Source organism: Photobacterium sp. GB-1, from assembly GCF_003026165.1.
Taxonomy (GTDB): Bacteria; Pseudomonadota; Gammaproteobacteria; order Enterobacterales; family Vibrionaceae; genus Photobacterium.
Genome location: NZ_PYOB01000041.1, coordinates 1 through 17,747 on the forward strand (window position 1 = coordinate 1; position 17,747 = coordinate 17,747).

Consider the following 17,747-nt stretch of genomic DNA (forward strand, 5'->3'; position numbering starts at 1 on the left):
TAAATGAAATCAAGTTATAGAAATAGCCCTATAGGTCAATTAAATTGATTTATAAGACCATTATTTTCAATAAAGCAATGTGATTTACAAAATACCAAGTAGCTTTTTAAGTGCTGAAAGGTAGCGACGGCTAACGGGAAGTTCATACCCTGTTTTTGTAATAATTTCAGCTAATCCATTTTCTAATAACTTAATTTCACTGATCATTTTGATATTCACCAGATACTGACGATGACAACGCACCAATGGCGTTTTTTCTTCCAATGTTTTTAAGGTGAGTTGTGTGCTAGCAGTTTGATCATAGGAACGTACTTGTACGCCACTGATATCGCTATAGGCACATTCCACGGTGTCGGTGGTAAGAATCACAATACGGTTATGACCAATGCAGGGGATTTGGTCGAGCTTATTCGGTGCAATAGCGGAGATGGCTTGTTGAGGCGTTGATTGTTGTATCACTTTATGTAAACGACTCACTGTTTTGGTTAAACGACTTGGATTAACTGGCTTCAATAAATAATCAAAAGCATTCTCTTCAAACGCTTGAATAGCATAATGATCGTAAGCGGTTACAAACACCACATAGGGCATAGTTTCAGGATCGAGCATGCTTAATAGTTCAATACCTGTTACTTGTGGCATTTGAATATCAACAAAGACAATATCTGGCTTTAGCTCATTGATTTTCTTTAGCCCAATGATAGCGTTTGGCGCTTCACCAATCACCGTAACATAGCCTGTTTCTTCCAATAGTTCTGCCAGCTCTTCACGGGCAAATTGTTCATCATCAATGACAAGAGCAGTTAACATCCAACCTTACCTTTTATGTGATTTGCTGTACTTATTGTGCGTTGGGGATAATAAAACTTATTTGGGTAAATTGGTGCTGTGTGCATGTGATTTTTAGCGTTGAATCACGACCAAATTGATTGGATAGGCGTTTATCTACTATCTCCATTCCCAGTCCGACATGGGTATCTGCTGGTGGCTGATAACTTCCTGCATTATCTTCAACCGTGATTTCGTAGCCCAATGGGTGAGGTTGGCTATAAATCTTCACTATTCCACCTTCTAACAGTGTAGAAATACCATGTTTGATAGCGTTCTCTACCAGAGGTTGAAGCGTAAAACTGGGCAGTTTGGTATCAAGTAATTCATGTTGAATATTAATGTCGACATCAAGACGATCCGTAAAACGGGCTTTTTCTATAGTGAGGTAGGCGTTTACGTGTGCCAACTCTTCTCGTAGCGTCACGGTGTTAATATTTTGCTTTAAGTTACTACGGAAAAATTGCGATAAGTTTTGAATAAGCTTTCGGGCTTTATCTGGATCGCGTCTTGTGATGGCACTGATGGTATTAAGGGCATTAAACAAAAAGTGAGGATTCACTTGCGCATGTAGCAGTTTAATTTCGGCTTGTGATAATAAGGTTTGTTGCTGCAAGTAATCACCGTAAAGAATTTGGCTGGATAGTAGCTGTGCAATACCTTCTGCCATTGACATGTTAGCGGTTGAAAACAGTTTACGTTTTGGCTCATATAACTTAATGGTGCCGACAACTTGATTGCCTGCGCGTAGTGGAATGATAAGCGCCGAACCAAGCTTACAGTCATGGGCGAGAGAGCATTGATATGGGGATTCACGACCATCAAGGTAGATGATGTCATTTTGTTCTATCGAATCTAAGGTGCTTTGTGAAGAAATAGGGGTGTTTGGCTTATGGTGATCATCCCCGATCCCCACAAAGGCTAAAAGTTTTTCTTGGTCTGTGATCGCAACGGCACCGACCTTGGTTTCTTCATAAATAATACGGGCGATCTTATTGGCATTGTCACTGTTAAAGCCGGTACTAAGAATACCGACCGAGCGATCTGCAATGGTTAAAGCACGGCGAGAAAAGGCCGCAGAGTATTTTTCAAAGATTGTTTTACGATCTTGCAGAATACTCATAAACAGTGCCGCACCAACGGAATTGGCAATGATCATTGGAACGGCAATGGTAGAAACGAGCTCATAGGCTTGGTCAAAAGGTTTGGCGACAGTGATTAAGATGATCATCTGCACTACTTCAGCAACAAAGGTGACACCAAATACCATGCAAGGGTTAAATAACAATGCGCCTTTGTTACGTTTAAGCAGGTAAACATGGAGTAAGCCACCAATTAAGCCTTCAGCAGTGGTCGAAATGGTACAGGCAAGATCGGTAAAGCCACCAAGAGTATAGCGATGAATACCGCCCGTTAAACCAACCGCAAAACCCACCACAGGGCCACCAAAAAGCCCACCCATAACGGCACCAATAGCACGGGTGTTCGCAATTGCATCGTCGATATGTAAGCCGAAGTAGGTACCGAGAATACAAAAACCAGAAAATAGTACATAACAGATTAGCTTATGGCTTAAACGAGAAGAAATGCTCAACAAAGGCAAAATAATGGGGGTCTTACTCAGCATATAAGCCAGTACTAAGTAAACACACATTTGCTGTAGCAAAGAGACTATCAATTCCATATTGGAGCTCATGATAAAAATAATGCGCGATTGTAAGGCAAACAAAAAAAGCCTGCGGTGCGCAGGCTCTTAGATTGAGGAATCAAGCAAATTAATGTTTGTGATTATGCTATTTCTGACGTTGCTTTTATTTCTTCCTCATCGGCAAAGTCAGTATCACCTTTTCCTTTCGATATCTTTATTACGTAACCTGTTACGAATAGCGAGAATACAATACCTACGATGGTTGAGATCTGCATTGGTAAGCCGAAACCTAATGTGCTGTTATTTAAAATGAAGGTCACACATACCGTTGTCATAAAGATGGCTGGAACTGTCGTGATCCAGTGCAATTTATTATGGCGAAGCAAGTAAGCAGAAGCCGTCCAAAGCATCATTACAGCTGTGGTTTGGTTAGCAAAGCCGAAGTAACGCCAGATAATCCCGAAATCGACTTGGGTTAAAATGCCACCTAATACAAACAATGGAACAGCCATAAGTAGACGATTACGCAATGTTTTTTGCTCAACATTGAAGTACTCAGCTAAGATCAAACGGCTTGAACGAAACGCAGTATCACCAGAGGTAATAGGTAGAATCACAACACCTAAGAACGCCAAGATGCCACCAAACGTACCCAGTAAACCAAAGGATGCACTGTAAACTACGTTACCCGGACCACCACTTTTCACCGCTTCAGAAAGTGACTCAAGCGAGCCGAAGAAAGATAGGGCAATAGCACACCAAATTAGCGCAATCACACCTTCACCGATCATCGCACCGTAGAATACGAAGCGGCCATTTTTCTCATTGTGCATACAGCGCGCCATTAATGGCGATTGTGTCGCATGGAAACCAGAGATAGCACCACAAGCGATAGTAATAAACAATGCAGGCCATAGTGGCATGTCATTCGGGTTTAAGTTAGTGAACATTTCGCTCACTTTGAAATCACCCATTACAGTATGTTCACTAGAGAACGCAATGGCTGCCATTAAGCCCACAGACATGAAAATGAGAAGAGCACCAAATAATGGGTAGAAGCGACCAATGATCTTATCGACAGGTACAATCGTTGCCAGAATGTAGTAACCAAAAATAAGCACAACCATAGTAGTTACATTAACGCTTAGGCTGGTTTGGTCGTTGATAAGGTTAGTGATCATATCGGCAGGAGCAGAAACAAAGACCACACCGACAAGCAAGAGTAGAACAATGGCAAAAAGGTTCATAAAGTGTTTTGCGCCATTGCCTAAGTAACGACCTGTAATGCTCGGTACTGATGCGCCGCCATTACGGATAGATAACATACCAGAGAAGTAATCGTGAACAGCACCTGCGAAAATGCAGCCAACCACAATCCAGAGCATGGCAGCAGGGCCATACAGCGCACCCATGATAGGGCCAAAAATAGGACCAACACCGGCGATATTGAGTAGCTGGACGAGGTAGACACGCTTTGTCGACATAGGAACAAAGTCGACACCATCTGTTTTGGTATGTGCAGGGGTTTTACGGTGTTCCTTTATGCCGAATACTTTCTCTACGAAAGCACCGTAAATAAAGTAGCCACCAATAAGCGCGGCAACACAGGTCAGAAACCACATCATAGCAATTGTCCTTAATATTGTAGGGGGAAGCTAGGGTGTATGGTATTGGTCTTTTTAGTTAGCCGCATGTAGTTAATAGGTCAGTGGCAGGATAGTGTGATGAGTGGTTGTTATGAGGAATGAGTGGTTTAAGGGGAGAATAAGCAGCAGCGAGAAATAGCTATCATGGTTAATGATATTAGACAACCAGATAGCTATTTTAATAAAGATACCTAAGTCTCGTCTTGCACCTAAGTGATTTGGTGAATACTTGGAGATAGGGTTAATAAGTACCACGGATTGGATAGTTATTTTCTGGGTTACGAATAAAGCTTAAACCTTGTAACAGTACCTTAAGATCTGGACGTGCAAATGGGCCGTTAGACATATCTAATACTTGGACTTTACCTTTTGCGTTAATCACGAAAATAGCGGGTTCGGCAAAGACATGATCGGTTTCTTTTTCAGATCGTGGCACCGATAGATATAGCCCTAATTGCTGCATTTGCTCTACGGTTAACCCATAGGCTAACGGGTAGTTCACATTTAACTTGGTTTTATGCAGCTCTAACTGCGCTTTGCTATCGGCAGAAACGGCAACCACATCAACGCCAATCTTATTATATTCAGCGGCTAACGTTTCTAACTCGTTCAGATAACGGGTACATAATGGGCAGTGTTGTCCTCGGTAAACCACGACCATTTTCCAATCAAATGGCGTATTGGGTTTACCTAATGTGATGGTTTCTTCTTCTAGCGTTGGTACTTGAATATCTGGAAATGTTGCACCAGCCAAAAACTTTTGCTGTGTCATGGTAAACTCCTTAGTTATTGACGAGTTAGATATTGATAGCTTTCATCACTTTTATCGCGTTTGCCTTTGTATTTATTATCGTAATTTTCCGACCAAATCGCAGTTGCTACTTGGTTTTGGTTCCAGTCAAAGACGGTTGAGCGATGTTTGATCTTCCAGATGTCGTTACGACGTTCAAATTTGAAATGATGACGACCACCTAAAATACCTTCTTTATCGACACCATTTTCTTCATGGAGATGATATGCCCAGACATAACATTCTGCGGTCGCATTATCGCCCTCAATTTCAATTAACGGGTTGCTGATACGATGTTGAGTTGCCTTAAGCTGCTTAAAACCTTCCATTGCAGGATCGACAAATTTGTGTGCGTTGTCGTTGTAAAAGAATAGCTCAGGGAAAATAGGATCTTGGTGTTCTTCAATCGCATCTTCCCAATACGTTTCTTTCATCAAAGTCCCATCGACACGATCAAGGGCGCGAGCAAAGCGAAACATCACTTCAGTAATGGTTTGTTTATCGAGGAGTTCTTGAAGTTTTTGTTGCATATCCATTGGGTTAGTCTCGTATTTTGTGTTGTTGAGGCTTAGTATAGTTATGCAAAAAAGTTTGAGAACTATGATAATGTGAATACCATCTATTCAATTTTGGAATAATTAAGTGGATCGATTTGAAGCCATGAAAGCGTTTGTGCGAGTGGTACAAACGGGCAGTTTTTCAGCCACAGGACGAGAGTTAAATACGACGCAAACGACAATCAGTAAACGGATTGCCGCATTAGAAACGAGCTTAGGCGTTAAGTTACTTAAACGTAGTAGTCGAGATCACTCCCTTACACCTGCAGGGAGCCGCTATTTTGAAAGTTGTTTACGGATCTTGGCGCAAGTTGAGGAAACAGAAGCCAGCCTTCATGATGATGTTCAGCAATTGGCGGGACATATTCGTATCGCAGTACCTGTTGCATTCGGGCGTATTTTATTAACCCCATTACTGCCAACGTTTTTTGCGCAATATCCGAATATCTCGGTTGAGCTATTAGTCAGTGATCGTCATGTGGATTTAATTACTGAAGGGGTAGATTTAGCCATTCGTGCCCGCAAACTCGAAGATTCGAACCTGGTTGCGCGCCACTTGATGGATAACCCACTCAAGCTTTATGCATCAAAGAGTTATATTGATAAATCGGAGCCAATTTTAATACCCGCTAACTTAGCCAAGCATCAATGTTTGCTTTATTCACGTTTAAGCGCACAGCAAACGTGGACGCTAACAGGCAATGGACAGTCCCATGCGGTGGCTGTCAGTGGGGCATTGAAATGCGATGATGGTGATGTGTTATTAGAAGCGACATTATGTGGTTTAGGCGTTGGGATTTTTCCGCCTTGGATGGCATCTCAAGGATTAGCACAGGGTAAATTAGTGGAAGTGTTACCTGAATACCAAGAGCAAACACTACCTATGTATGCGGTGTACCCAAAAGATGTTTATATCCCTTATCGCATTCAATGCTTTATTGATTTTTTAAAGCAGCACTTAACTCAATAACAGTCAGAGAAGATAAAAGATTAAGATACCGGCCCGATATAACAGCTCGATAGACACTCACCGCAGCCATTACAATCATCATTTAAGATTGGCGTGCTGTTAGCGATAAGGCTGAGTGCTTGTTTGGGGCAATCATCAACACACTCTTGGCAATTATCAAAAATCTTAGCGTTACAGCTTTTACTAAAAGTTGGACGCCAGCCTGTATCTGTGGTGTTAAGGGTATTCAGTGCTTGAGTATCACAAGCATGAATCTTTTAAAGTAAGATAAGAAAATCATCACATAAGCTATGTCGTTATGCCTGTTCTTATTTATGAGGATAACGATAGTATTATCTGATGATTTTCTTAGGGATAAATGTATTTATAGTAATGAATATAGAATAAAACTATTTAAGATAATCGAACAAAACGTTACCGTATGAAAGCGTAAAGTCGACGATTTGATGCTTACCCCCAACGACTTTTTTGATAGGTAGTTGAGCAACTGGCGCTAAGGCATGTTCGAATAACTGAAGCGCTGCTGGGCCTGTCCAAACGCCTTTAACGTTTACATCTGTCATGTAATATTCAATTAATTGGCAAACGTCAGTGCCTTTTCCTGTCACACTGGGGATTACCTTTAAAATATAATTAGGTGTGGTTTCGAGTGCTGATTTTGTTGCAGCAGTATCACCTTCGTAATATTTATAGCCCATTGTGCCAATAGCGACGTCGGTTTGATTGTATTTTAATCGCCCAGTGAGGGTGTCAACATCGACATCGAGTGCGGGAAAACCGTATTTTTTAGGAAAGCCCCAAATTTCTCTGCCGGCTACAATAGAGGCGACATCATCAACAAACATCAGGTGACTATAAAGTCCTTTCCTACCATTGTACTCAACTTCAATCACTTGACCTGATTCTTTAAAGCTTCCGAACCCAGCTGAATCTGGCATTTTCATAAATTCAAAATGCACCACATTACTGATCACTTTTAAGGGCTCTGGTACCACTTCTTTTAATAATTCGATGTCAGTTTCATAAGAGATGATCAGATACTCTCTATTTTTAAATTTATAATCGATGAGAGGTGCCGAAGGGGTTGTGATCGGCATAGAAAAAGCATTATTTTTTATTTGTTCTATTTTCATAATTTATCTCTATCTGTTTTTAAAGAAGATCTTCATCTAGTGTATAAATATGGATATCGTTGTCATTTTCATCGATTAACCATTGTTTATGATCTTTTTGATAAAGTGCGAGAGTGTCTTTGTAACCATTATCTCGATGGCGATAATAATTTTCTTTGCTGAAGTTATAGTCTTTACTTTCAAGTTCAGCCTGTTGAGACTTATAAATTAAATGAACAATCTCGAGGCTATTGGTATGACTTAATTTTAATATTTCTTGAACTTTTGGATCTTTCTTATCTTCTTCCGATAAAAATTGCGTTAAGTAAGTAATGGCAGAACACAGATTTTTAGAGGTTGAATAAAGATAAGATGCTCTTCGAGTTCTTGAAGAAAATTGAATATCTTTCACTCTTTCAGCTAATGCATTCATGTTGGTTGGTAATTCACCTTTGGCTGAAAACAAGTCGACCATGAAGCACAGTTTATTTCGACGACCATCAGGGTTATTTAATATTCTTTCTAATATCGACATAATGGGTGTATTTGAATATAACCCACCATCGATATAATATTTTCCATCAATTTCAACAGGTGGAAAACCCGGTGGCATCGCACCACTTGCCATAATATGTTCAGCTGTGATGGTTTCATGAAAACTATCGAATGTTTTAAAATCACCACTTTCAAGATCGACCGCACAGAGACTTAGTCTGACTTCTTTTTGATTTAAATAGTCAAAATCGATTAGTTCATTGAGTGTTTCTTTTAATGGTGAGGTGTCATAGTAACTCAAGTCTGATGTTTTATATGTTTCAAATTCGCTTGGCCATATTTTAGGTTTAAAAAAACCGGGTTGACCTTGCCATATTGCTTGTTGTGCATCTGCCCAGTTTTTCATTTTATTATTGAAGTTAAAAAAGAGATTTGAAAAAGACATGGAAGAGGTCACTCTTTCCCAAAATATCTCAAGATTCTTCAATCTATTTTCTGGTTTATTACCCGCAATAATGGCGGCATTAATCGCGCCGATAGAAATACCGATAATAGAATCTGGGGCAAAGCCTTTTTCATTTAACGCTTGAAATGCCCCTAATTGATAAGAGCCTAATGCTCCGCCACCTTGGAAGACATAAACAATCTTTTTATTGGTTTTATTCTGCATTAATAATGCCTTATAGAAAATGGCTAAATACGTGTGGCTGACTTTGAACCGTGAAATAAAAATTCAAAGTCAGAGGGAGAAATAAACAATAAATATTGTTATTGCATAAACCAGCCATGACTAACGACAAGAGATTGCCCTGTTAAGGCATTGGTTTCCCAACTAGCAAAAACAACAGCGGCTTGCGCGATGTCTTTCATCGTTGAAAATTGTCCATCAACCGTATCTTTTAACATCACATTTTTAACGACTTCATCTTCAGTGATGCCTAACTCTTTTGCTTGTTCTGGAATTTGTTTTTCGACTAGTGGGGTTTTTACGTAACCGGGGCAAATAACATTTGCTCTAACGTTATATTCAGCGCCTTCTTTTGCAACAACTTCACATAAGCCAATCAAACCATGTTTTGCTGTAACGTAAGGAGCTTTTAATTTAGAGGCTTCTTTACTATGAACTGAGCCCATATAAATAATTGAGCCCGATTTTTGTTTGTACATGTGTTTTAAACACGCTTTGGTTGTTAAGAATGCACCATCTAAGTGTACTGAGAGTAAATCTTTCCATTGTTGATACGTTAATTCTTCAACAGACGCGATATGTTGATATCCCGCATTAGCAACTAAAATATCGATTCGGCCAAAATTATCAATAACCGTTTGAATATCATTATTTACTTGCTCTTCATTGGTCACGTTCATTGAAATAGCGAGCGCTTCTGAACCGTTATTTTTTATTTCTGCGACCGTTTCTTCCGCAGCATTAATATCTAAATCGGCAACAATAACTTTAGCGCCTTCTTTAGCATATTCAAAAGCAATAGCGCGACCAATTCCACTTGCAGCACCTGTAATAATAGCGACTTTATTTTCTAATTTCATATATAACCCCTTTTATATTGTGTGTTTTTTAAGCGGTGTTATATTTAATATACATAAGAAATAGAATTAAAAAGCGATCAAAAAAGTAATGTAAACTTTCATTTAATTAAAAGTGTAATAATTATTTTAATTTGAATTTGTTCAATATCTATTAAGTATAAATACGTCAGTGTTAAGTAGTATTTAAATTTCAACGAAAAGAAAAGTTTTTATGAAAATAAAATTAATTGATAAAGATGTTATTATTTTTATGCTTTGATATTAATAATATAAAATATTGGCTACCGTTTCTTTATCTAATTATTGATAGCTATCTAGTGATAGGCCCTTTACGAAGTAAAATTTATCTCACCCGTTGTTGATCCTTCTAAAAAATGAATACGTAAATGAGATTGAACCATTTAATTTCTTAGTCGTTAGAGGGTTAACCATGTTAAAAACAGTACTTATTTCAGCATCAATTCTAGTAGGAAGTTTAGTCAGTGTTAATGCTCAAGCTGGGCATCATGGAGAGAAAGAGGATATTGTTGATATTGCCGTTGGAAATGGATCATTCAACACGCTTGTTACTGCCGTAAAAGCCGCGGGTCTGGTTGATACACTCAAGGGAACGGGGCCATTTACCGTATTAGCGCCAACAGATGAAGCATTCAGTAAACTTCCTGCTGGTACTGTTGAAACATTGTTAAAACCTGAGAATAAACAAAAGTTGATTGATATCCTCACTTACCACGTTATATCTGGAAAAGTTATGGCAGATGATGTGGTTAAATTAAATGACGCGACAACACTTGAAGGTCAGAAAGTTAATATTACTGTCGATAACGGCAACGTAATGATTAATGATGCAAAGGTTATTAACGCCGATGTGAAAGCCAGTAATGGTGTAATTCACGTAATTGATAGCGTATTAATACCGTCAAGTAACTAGATAACATATTTTAAATAATATCACTGTATTGATTCCCCCTTGATAAATGTGTTTAGCCTTAATATAAAAATGGATAGGAGCTAATGCTGCTATCCATTTTGTTATTTGATAAATAAAGTGTTTTTCTTGCAATAAATGAACTTACATTATTATCTTTTTAGAACGAATGTTACTTAGAGTAAAAGGAATATTCGAGCGCAGAATATAATTAAGACACCGCTCCAATATAACAGCTCGATAGACACTCACCGCAGCCATTACAATCATCATTTAAGATTGGCGTGCTGTTAGCGATAAGGCTGAGTGCTTGTTTGGGGCAATCATCGACACATTCTTGGCAATTATCAAAAATCTTAGCGTTACAGCTTTTACTAAAAGTTGGACGCCAGCCTGTATCTGTGGTGTTAAGGGTATTCAGTGCTTGAGTATCACAAGCATGAATACAGGCTTGGCAAAAGGTGCAATGGTTAAAACTCAGATCCATTACAGGCCCACTTGTTCCCATTGCCAAGATATTCTGTGGGCAAGCCGCGACACACTTTTCGCAGTTATTACATAAACGAGAAAATAGGCTTTCTTCGACAGCACCGAGTGGCCTTCCTGTATTAATACTGTCAGCTTTTAGGGTATCGGCAGATTGCGATACACCGCGCGACAGCGCACGAAATAAACCACGGCGACTGTGGTTTATTTCATGTTCGTTAGGCATCGATTCGGTGCTATCGGTTTTCATTATTCGCTCTCTTGCCAGTAGTTACGGTGTGATGCGATTTGTAACTGTTTCTCTTCACAATAGATGCTTAACCATGCCTGTGTATAAGCGGCCAATTGTTGGTAAAAAGCGGTTTCAGCATGTTGCTGCATGCTTTCAAGCATGAAAGGCGCAAAAGGCATTAAGTGCTCACTGAGCAACTGATTTGCTGCTGCTTGATTATCTTGCTCAAGTAATAACGACACCAGCATTAGCATTAAACCAATGTGATCTTCAGGTTCGCGCATACCCGTATCGCAGGCTAAACCTTGTTGGCGAGTAAACTCACGGTATGCCAATGTTGATGAGCCAAATAAGGCATTTTCTTTATCTAAATACGCCGATCCCCATGGTGGACATGGCATATCACCACTGCCTTGCAGTAATTGAAAGTGATCAGCTTCGAGATTTTCCGTGTTAACAACACGGGCAAGCTCTGCAATATTTTTTAATAAATCATCATCTTGATCTGTGAAGGCTTGCAAGATGGCTGTGCCATTGTTTGATGTTGGTGAGTAGAACAAAAGACCACCAAGAAGGCGAAAAAGTGTAGCTTCGTAATGCATAGAGAATACTTGATAAATTTTTGGCGGAGCATACCGAGTTCATAAGCGGAAAAAATTGCGCTTGGTCAAAAAAACAAAACAAGCAATTGCATTTAATTATGTTATTAAATGTTTGTTAAATATTGGTGAAAATTTCATGTTGTATAAATTTGTGACTAACTTCTCAGTTGTGATTTAACAATTATGGAATTTCATATTGCAAATACGATTTGTTGATTTAGCGCAATAATTCTCTCTGTAATTTCAGTGTAAAAGAACGCCCAGAAAAAGACCGCGAGAGTCTTTTCGCATTTTTTATGAGTAGTTGTCCTATGAAAAACACACTGAAAGCAATGATTTCCGGTGGCCTATCAAGACGTGATTTTATGAAAACGTCGAGTGCTGTCGGTGGATTGGCTGCGACTGCCAGCGCCATGACCCTGCCATTTAAATCAAGCCCTGTTGCTGCCGCGACAGAGCAAGCGGTGAATGAAAAAATCGTCTGGAGTGCGTGCACCGTTAACTGTGGTAGCCGTTGTCCATTACGTATGCATGTGGTTGATGGTGAAATCAAATGGGTTGAAACCGATAACACAGGTGATGATGAATACGGTAATCACCAAGTGCGTGCGTGTTTACGTGGCCGTTCAATGCGTCGCCGTGTTTACAACCCTGATCGTTTGAAGTACCCAATGAAACGTGTCGGAAATCGTGGTGAAGGTAAATTCAAACGTATTTCATGGGATGAGGCGTATGATGAAATCGCTAACAATATGAAGCGAATCATCAAAGATCACGGTAACGAAGCGATCTATCTGAACTATGGTACAGGTACGCTTGGCGGCACCGTTACTAAATCATGGCCGCCAGCAGGCTCGCTTGTGGCACGTATGATGAACCTATGTGGTGGTTACTTAAATCATTACGGCGACTACTCAACAGCACAAATCAAAGAAGGCCTTAACTACACCTATGGTGGCTGGGGGGCGGGTAACTCGTTCTCTGATCTTGAAAACACCAAGTTAATTGTACAGTTTGGTAATAACCCGGCTGAAACCCGTATGTCTGGCGGCGGTTTGATCCATCACTTAATGGAATCAAAAGAGCGTTCAAAAGCGCGCATGATCATGGTTGATCCTCGTTATACCGACACTGCGGGTGGTCGTGAAGATGAGTGGATCCCAATTCGTCCAGGTACAGACGCAGCATTTGTTGCGGCAATGGCGTATGTGATGATCAAAGAAGATTTGGTCGATCAGCCATTCTTGGATAAATACTGTGTCGGTTACGATGAGAAAACTTTACCAGCATCAGCGCCAGCGAAGAGTGACTACAAGTCTTACATCTTAGGTGAAGGCGAAGACGGTATTGTGAAAACCCCTGAGTGGGCAGCAAAAATTACCGGCATTCCGGTTGATACCATTATTAAAACTGCCCGTGAAATTGGCTCAACCAAACCTTGTGCGGTATTACAAGGCTGGGGCTTACAGCGTACTGCGAACGGTGAAATTGCCTGTCGTGCGATCGCAATGTTAGCACTGCTTACAGGTAACGTGGGTATTAACGGTGGTGGTACAGGGGCGCGTGAATCTGACTACAACATTCCGTTTGTCCGTTTCCCAACCTTAACGAACCCGATTGAAGCGTCGATCCCTATGTTCCTATGGACAGATGCGATTGTGCGCGGCACTGAAATGACCGATCTACGTGATGGTGTCCGTGGCGTTAAACAGCTCAAATCACCAATTAAAATGATTTGGAACTACGCGGGTAACTGTTTGATCAATCAGCATTCTGATATCAACAAAACCCACGAGATCTTACAAGATGACAAAGCCTGTGAGCTGATTGTGGTGATTGATAACCACATGACGTCATCGGCAAAATATGCCGATATCGTCCTGCCTGATCTTACAACCTCAGAGCAATCTGATTTCTGTATGGATACTAAAGCAGCCAACATGCCGTATTTCATTTTTGCCGATAAAGCGATTGAACCGCAGTTTGAAGCCAAAGGTATTTACGAAATGTGTTCTGAAATTTCAAAACGCATGGGCGTGGGTGAGCAGTTTACCGAAGGTCGTGATCAAGAAGGATGGCTACGTCACTTGTATGCGTTAACTCGTGAGCAAGATCCATCACTGCCTGATTTTGAAACCATGCGTAAGCTAGGTATCTACAAGCGTCGCGATCCAAACGGCCACTTTGTTGCTTATAAAGACTTCCGTGAAGATCCAGAGAAAAACCCGTTAACCACACCATCGGGCAAGATTGAGATCTATTCTGAGCGTTTAGCACACCTAGCGGCAACATGGGAACTTCAAGAAGACGAAGTGATCCATCCACTACCTATCTATGTGTCAACGTTTGATGGTTGGGATTCAAAACAGCGTGAGCAATTCCCACTGCAGTTAACCGGTTTCCACTACAAAGCCCGTTGTCACTCAACCTATGGCAATGTCGATGTGATCAAAGAAGCGGCACGTCAAGAAATGTGGATTAACCCGATTGATGCCCAGCAACGTGGTATCGAAAACGGCGATTTGATCCGTATTTTCAACGATCGCGGTGAAACTCAAATTCCAGCCAAAGTCACCCCACGTATTCTGCCGAGTGTGGTTGCTCTGGGTGAAGGTGCTTGGTATGCCCCTGATAAACGTAAAGTCGATAAAGGTGGCTGTATCAACGTATTAACCTCTCAGCGTCCGAGTCCGCTGGCGAAAGGTAACCCACAGCACACTAACTTAGTGGAAGTTCAACTGGTGAAAAAGGCATAAGGTTAAAGCATGAAACAATACGGCTTTTATATTGATTCAAGTAAGTGCACCGGTTGTAAAACGTGTCAGCTTGCTTGTAAAGACAACAAAGATTTAGATGTTGGGGTTAACTTCCGTCGTGTATACGAATATGCGGGTGGTAACTGGGTAGAAGATAACGGCACTTGGCGTCAAGACGTGTTTTCTTACTATGTATCGATGGCGTGTAATCACTGTACTAAACCTGCTTGTACCAAAGTTTGTCCAAGCGGCGCGATGCACAAGCGTAAAGAAGACGGCTTTGTGGTTGTCGACACTGAAAAATGTATCGGTTGTCAGTACTGTGGCATGGCATGTCCTTACGGCGCACCACAATACAATGCTGAAAAAGGTCACATGACCAAGTGTGATGGTTGTTATGAGCGAGTTGGTCAAGGGCTACAGCCTATTTGTGTCGATTCTTGTCCGCTACGTGCGTTGGAGTTTGGCCCTATTGCAGAGCTACGTGCCAAATACGGCAGTCATGCAGAAGTGGCACCGCTACCAAAAGCATCATTAACGCAACCAAACATCATCATTAAACCGAACCGCCATGCGCGTCCTTGTGGAGACACCACAGGTCACTTGGCTAACCCAAAGGAAGTGTAATATGGCATGGCATGAATGGCCGCTTATCGTCTTTACGGTATTGGCACAAACATCGGTAGGTGCATTTTTAGTGTTAGCTACCATGATGTTAACAAAGCAACTGTCACTCGCTGCAGAAAAGCGTCTTCATAAAGCGATGTTCGGTTTATGGGCGATAATGGGATTGGGGTTCCTTGCATCGATTATGCACCTTGGTAGCCCACTGCGCGCAATGAATGCGTTGAATATGCTGGGTAGCTCTTGGTTATCAAATGAAATTGCAACCGGTAGTGCGTTCTTCGCTCTAGGTGGCATGTTCTGGTTATTGTCGGTATTAAACGTTGGCAGTGTAGCAATTCGCAAAGCCCTAATGATCGGTGCGATGCTGGTGGGTGTTGCCTTTATGTATGCGATGACCATGGTATACATGATTGATACTGTACCAACGTGGTACACACCGTTAACGCCAGCAGCATTTGTGATCACTATGCTGATCAGTGGTACAGCATTGGCACAACTCCTGTTATCAGTGGCAAAACATGACAGCACAGTAGCGAACAAGCTGCTACCTGTTATGGGGTTGGTGGGGATGTTCGCGGTAGTGATGGTTGTGATGTTGCTTTCATCGCACCTAGCGAGTATTGAAACCAGTGTGACGACGGCATTAGCGGTAGTGCCACAGCACACAAGCTTGCAGATAGCCCGTATTGTCTTAATCGTCGCTGCAATGGTGCTGTGGTTATTACCTGTGGTTCAGCGTAAAAATGTAACAGTACTACCGATGGCTATGGCATTTACCATGATTGTGGTAGCAGAGCTAATCGGTCGTGGCTTCTTCTATGGCATGCACTTAAGCGCTGGTATGTAATACGCTGCCATATAAGCGAAATATTGATGAAAAATAAAATGGATAGGGGCGTGAGTTCCTATCCATTTTTTATTTTGGATGATAGGAAAAGAGTATCACGCTGCTATGAGCTATGAGCTATGAGCTATGAGCTATGAGCTATGAGCTATGAGCTATGAGCTATGGCTTATTGCTGTCAATTAATTCATCGTTCTTATAACGTAATCGACCAATTTGCTCACCTTGCTTGTTGTATATTTTTACCACCCCATTTTTTTTGCCATCAACATAATATTCTTCAACCTTTAATTGCCCATTTCTAAAGTAGCTTTTTGCTACGCCATTGAGCTTACCTCTACGGTAATTTTCTTCAAACTCTAGCGTACCGTCATCATAGTAGCCTTTTAAACTTCCCCGAGGTTTGCCATTAACATAGTTCTCTTCAAGTTTGATCCCACCATGTTGGTAGTAAGCCTTTAACAGCCCATGCGTTTGCCCATTAAGATAGTTTTCTTCGTATTTGAGTGCGCCACTTTTATAATAAATTTTGCTGGGGCCATGTGGGTAGCCGTTACGAAAATAGCCAACAAGCTGAAGTGCTCCATTGTCGTAATAGCTCTTTACCATGCCTTCGGGTTTGCCATTTTTAAAATAGCCCTCAGTTCTTAACACGCCATTTTTGTAAAAGCCTTTTCGTAGCCCTTCGAGCTTACCGTTCACATAGTTATCTAGACTTCTTAGTTCACCTGTGGGGTAGTATGTTTTGTGAATAGCAGCGGATGATAACGGCGAGAAAAGTAGCATGAATAAGGCGATCAGCGTTGTTATTTTCATGGTGCTACTCCACGTTGAACTTTGAGTTATAACGTGAGTATATGCATAGCATTTAATCTTGAGCGGTAAATAAGTGAGAGAGAAGAAAGAAAGGCTTGATCTAAATAAAAGCGTTGAGGTTGGTGTGGTACGCTAATGCTGTTGTTAATATTCCGAGAACGACCACAATAAGAAGAGGGAAGTATTTAACGTGTTGATGAATAAAAACCGTAACGTTATGAGAGGCTATCCATGACGATACAGTTTTTATGATATAGGCGGTCGTTTTATCTCAGTACCGGCTATGTTAGCCCAAACAAATTGTCAGTTTGGTCATGTTACTGGCGTTGCTATATATCGCGGTATCAGACTGATCACTATTGTTATGGCATTCAAGTCTGAATCCATCTCTGATCGTTGGGTTCTCATTAATGAAAGTATTGAAAGCTTCGATGCTTGATGTCGAGCTAATGACCGAATCAATTTCTCGATGGTTTGCTCCCTGCTGAATTATACCTGTTATCTTAAATTCACGAATTTCCATTGCTAAACCTTTACAGACTTTAAAACTCATTATTATTTTAACTCATTATATATTATGGACTGGTGATAAATATATAAAGAAATGATGAAAGCGATCTGGATCTACTAATAGATATATCTGACAACAGATAAGACAAAAATAACTCATTATTTTGTTTTAGCGAGTATATGTTTCATTCGGCTAATAATAAGTGAACAATATATAGCCGTATTTTTATTGGTTTCATAGCGTTTTATTGCTACTTCTTGGTTTTTCGTGGTGTTTTTTAAAGTATAAAACGTAAATTTACGTATTTTAAATCGCATTCATGCGATTTTTCTTAATAAAACCATATTATAC

General features: G+C 40.6%; 17 protein-coding genes. 6 read left to right on the forward strand and 11 right to left on the reverse strand.

Annotated elements, in window-relative coordinates; genetic code table 11:
- Positions 1-84 precede the first annotated feature (84 nt).
- From btsR to C9J45_RS20855, 5 genes are all read right to left on the reverse strand, one after another.
- Positions 85-810, reverse strand: a complete 726-nt coding sequence (gene btsR, locus C9J45_RS20835) for a two-component system response regulator BtsR (protein WP_107208608.1) — start codon at positions 808-810, stop codon at positions 85-87.
- Between the two features lie 31 nt (positions 811-841).
- On the reverse strand, positions 842-2,512 hold the full coding sequence (locus C9J45_RS20840; RefSeq protein WP_107208607.1) for a sensor histidine kinase: 1,671 nt from the start codon (positions 2,510-2,512) through the stop codon (positions 842-844).
- A gap of 104 nt (positions 2,513-2,616) precedes the next feature.
- A complete protein-coding gene (locus C9J45_RS20845; RefSeq protein WP_107208606.1) occupies positions 2,617-4,101 on the reverse strand; it encodes a carbon starvation protein A in 1,485 nt (494 codons plus the stop codon).
- Positions 4,102-4,363: 262 nt separating this feature from the next.
- Complete coding sequence (locus tag C9J45_RS20850) at positions 4,364-4,894, reverse strand: peroxiredoxin-like family protein (RefSeq protein WP_107292973.1); 531 nt, start codon at positions 4,892-4,894, stop codon at positions 4,364-4,366.
- 14 nt (positions 4,895-4,908) lie between these two features.
- On the reverse strand, positions 4,909-5,448 hold the full coding sequence (locus tag C9J45_RS20855) for a nuclear transport factor 2 family protein (RefSeq protein ID WP_107292974.1): 540 nt from the start codon (positions 5,446-5,448) through the stop codon (positions 4,909-4,911).
- A 106-nt stretch (positions 5,449-5,554) separates the two neighbouring features.
- Between C9J45_RS20855 and C9J45_RS20860 the strand changes: the two genes are divergently transcribed.
- The gene (locus C9J45_RS20860; RefSeq protein ID WP_107292975.1) at positions 5,555-6,439 is read left to right on the forward strand and encodes a LysR family transcriptional regulator; all 885 of its coding nucleotides are present in this window, start codon (positions 5,555-5,557) and stop codon (positions 6,437-6,439) included.
- 389 nt (positions 6,440-6,828) lie between these two features.
- Here C9J45_RS20860 and C9J45_RS20870 read toward each other — a convergent pair whose 3' ends face one another.
- From C9J45_RS20870 to C9J45_RS20880, 3 genes are all read right to left on the reverse strand, one after another.
- Positions 6,829-7,572, reverse strand: coding sequence for an acetoacetate decarboxylase (locus C9J45_RS20870; protein WP_107292976.1), 744 nt, complete (start codon positions 7,570-7,572; stop codon positions 6,829-6,831).
- A 19-nt stretch (positions 7,573-7,591) separates the two neighbouring features.
- Positions 7,592-8,716 (reverse strand): patatin-like phospholipase family protein, encoded by a 1,125-nt coding sequence (locus tag C9J45_RS20875; RefSeq protein WP_107292977.1) that lies wholly within the window; start codon positions 8,714-8,716, stop codon positions 7,592-7,594.
- Positions 8,717-8,814: 98 nt separating this feature from the next.
- Positions 8,815-9,594 (reverse strand): 3-hydroxybutyrate dehydrogenase, encoded by a 780-nt coding sequence (locus tag C9J45_RS20880; protein WP_045127932.1) that lies wholly within the window; start codon positions 9,592-9,594, stop codon positions 8,815-8,817.
- A gap of 430 nt (positions 9,595-10,024) precedes the next feature.
- Between C9J45_RS20880 and C9J45_RS20885 the strand changes: the two genes are divergently transcribed.
- Positions 10,025-10,525: a fasciclin domain-containing protein gene (locus C9J45_RS20885; protein WP_107262159.1), complete on the forward strand. Its 501-nt coding sequence runs from the start codon at positions 10,025-10,027 to the stop codon at positions 10,523-10,525.
- Positions 10,526-10,733: 208 nt separating this feature from the next.
- On the opposite strand, the gene C9J45_RS20890 is transcribed toward C9J45_RS20885, so the two are convergent.
- Together C9J45_RS20890 and C9J45_RS20895 are read right to left on the reverse strand one after the other, a co-directional pair.
- Positions 10,734-11,258 (reverse strand): 4Fe-4S dicluster domain-containing protein, encoded by a 525-nt coding sequence (locus C9J45_RS20890; protein WP_107208752.1) that lies wholly within the window; start codon positions 11,256-11,258, stop codon positions 10,734-10,736.
- Positions 11,258-11,842: a molecular chaperone TorD family protein gene (locus tag C9J45_RS20895; protein ID WP_107208753.1), complete on the reverse strand. Its 585-nt coding sequence runs from the start codon at positions 11,840-11,842 to the stop codon at positions 11,258-11,260. Before C9J45_RS20895 ends, C9J45_RS20890 begins: the two co-directional genes overlap by 1 nt.
- Before the next feature lie 311 nt (positions 11,843-12,153).
- Between C9J45_RS20895 and C9J45_RS20900 the strand changes: the two genes are divergently transcribed.
- The 3 genes from C9J45_RS20900 to C9J45_RS20910 are packed head-to-tail and all read left to right on the forward strand — an operon-like array spanning position 12,154 to position 16,072.
- On the forward strand, positions 12,154-14,598 hold the full coding sequence (locus C9J45_RS20900) for a DmsA/YnfE/YnfF family dimethyl sulfoxide reductase (RefSeq protein WP_107292978.1): 2,445 nt from the start codon (positions 12,154-12,156) through the stop codon (positions 14,596-14,598).
- Positions 14,599-14,607: 9 nt separating this feature from the next.
- Positions 14,608-15,225: a DMSO/selenate family reductase complex B subunit gene (locus C9J45_RS20905; RefSeq protein WP_107208755.1), complete on the forward strand. Its 618-nt coding sequence runs from the start codon at positions 14,608-14,610 to the stop codon at positions 15,223-15,225.
- Position 15,226: 1 nt separating this feature from the next.
- Entirely contained in the window at positions 15,227-16,072 is an 846-nt protein-coding gene (locus C9J45_RS20910; RefSeq protein ID WP_107208756.1) for a DmsC/YnfH family molybdoenzyme membrane anchor subunit, read from the forward strand.
- A gap of 159 nt (positions 16,073-16,231) precedes the next feature.
- On the opposite strand, the gene C9J45_RS20915 is transcribed toward C9J45_RS20910, so the two are convergent.
- A complete protein-coding gene (locus C9J45_RS20915; RefSeq protein WP_107208757.1) occupies positions 16,232-16,885 on the reverse strand; it encodes a toxin-antitoxin system YwqK family antitoxin in 654 nt (217 codons plus the stop codon).
- Between the two features lie 283 nt (positions 16,886-17,168).
- Between C9J45_RS20915 and C9J45_RS21585 the strand changes: the two genes are divergently transcribed.
- The gene (locus tag C9J45_RS21585) at positions 17,169-17,324 is read left to right on the forward strand and encodes a hypothetical protein (protein ID WP_158259614.1); all 156 of its coding nucleotides are present in this window, start codon (positions 17,169-17,171) and stop codon (positions 17,322-17,324) included.
- Positions 17,325-17,747 lie beyond the last annotated feature (423 nt).

Coding starts and splice junctions, on each gene's coding strand:
- btsR (WP_107208608.1), bottom strand. CDS start 810: ATGTTAACTGCTCTTGTCATTGATGATGAACAATTTGCCCGTGAAGAG.
- C9J45_RS20885 (WP_107262159.1), top strand. CDS start 10,025: ATGTTAAAAACAGTACTTATTTCAGCATCAATTCTAGTAGGAAGTTTA.
- C9J45_RS20900 (WP_107292978.1), top strand. CDS start 12,154: ATGAAAAACACACTGAAAGCAATGATTTCCGGTGGCCTATCAAGACGT.
- C9J45_RS20895 (WP_107208753.1), bottom strand. CDS start 11,842: ATGCATTACGAAGCTACACTTTTTCGCCTTCTTGGTGGTCTTTTGTTC.
- C9J45_RS20870 (WP_107292976.1), bottom strand. CDS start 7,572: ATGAAAATAGAACAAATAAAAAATAATGCTTTTTCTATGCCGATCACA.
- C9J45_RS21585 (WP_158259614.1), top strand. CDS start 17,169: ATGTTAGCCCAAACAAATTGTCAGTTTGGTCATGTTACTGGCGTTGCT.
- C9J45_RS20890 (WP_107208752.1), bottom strand. CDS start 11,258: ATGAAAACCGATAGCACCGAATCGATGCCTAACGAACATGAAATAAAC.
- C9J45_RS20915 (WP_107208757.1), bottom strand. CDS start 16,885: ATGAAAATAACAACGCTGATCGCCTTATTCATGCTACTTTTCTCGCCG.
- C9J45_RS20850 (WP_107292973.1), bottom strand. CDS start 4,894: ATGACACAGCAAAAGTTTTTGGCTGGTGCAACATTTCCAGATATTCAA.
- C9J45_RS20875 (WP_107292977.1), bottom strand. CDS start 8,716: ATGCAGAATAAAACCAATAAAAAGATTGTTTATGTCTTCCAAGGTGGC.
- C9J45_RS20855 (WP_107292974.1), bottom strand. CDS start 5,448: ATGGATATGCAACAAAAACTTCAAGAACTCCTCGATAAACAAACCATT.
- C9J45_RS20845 (WP_107208606.1), bottom strand. CDS start 4,101: ATGATGTGGTTTCTGACCTGTGTTGCCGCGCTTATTGGTGGCTACTTT.
- C9J45_RS20910 (WP_107208756.1), top strand. CDS start 15,227: ATGGCATGGCATGAATGGCCGCTTATCGTCTTTACGGTATTGGCACAA.
- C9J45_RS20880 (WP_045127932.1), bottom strand. CDS start 9,594: ATGAAATTAGAAAATAAAGTCGCTATTATTACAGGTGCTGCAAGTGGA.
- C9J45_RS20840 (WP_107208607.1), bottom strand. CDS start 2,512: ATGGAATTGATAGTCTCTTTGCTACAGCAAATGTGTGTTTACTTAGTA.
- C9J45_RS20905 (WP_107208755.1), top strand. CDS start 14,608: ATGAAACAATACGGCTTTTATATTGATTCAAGTAAGTGCACCGGTTGT.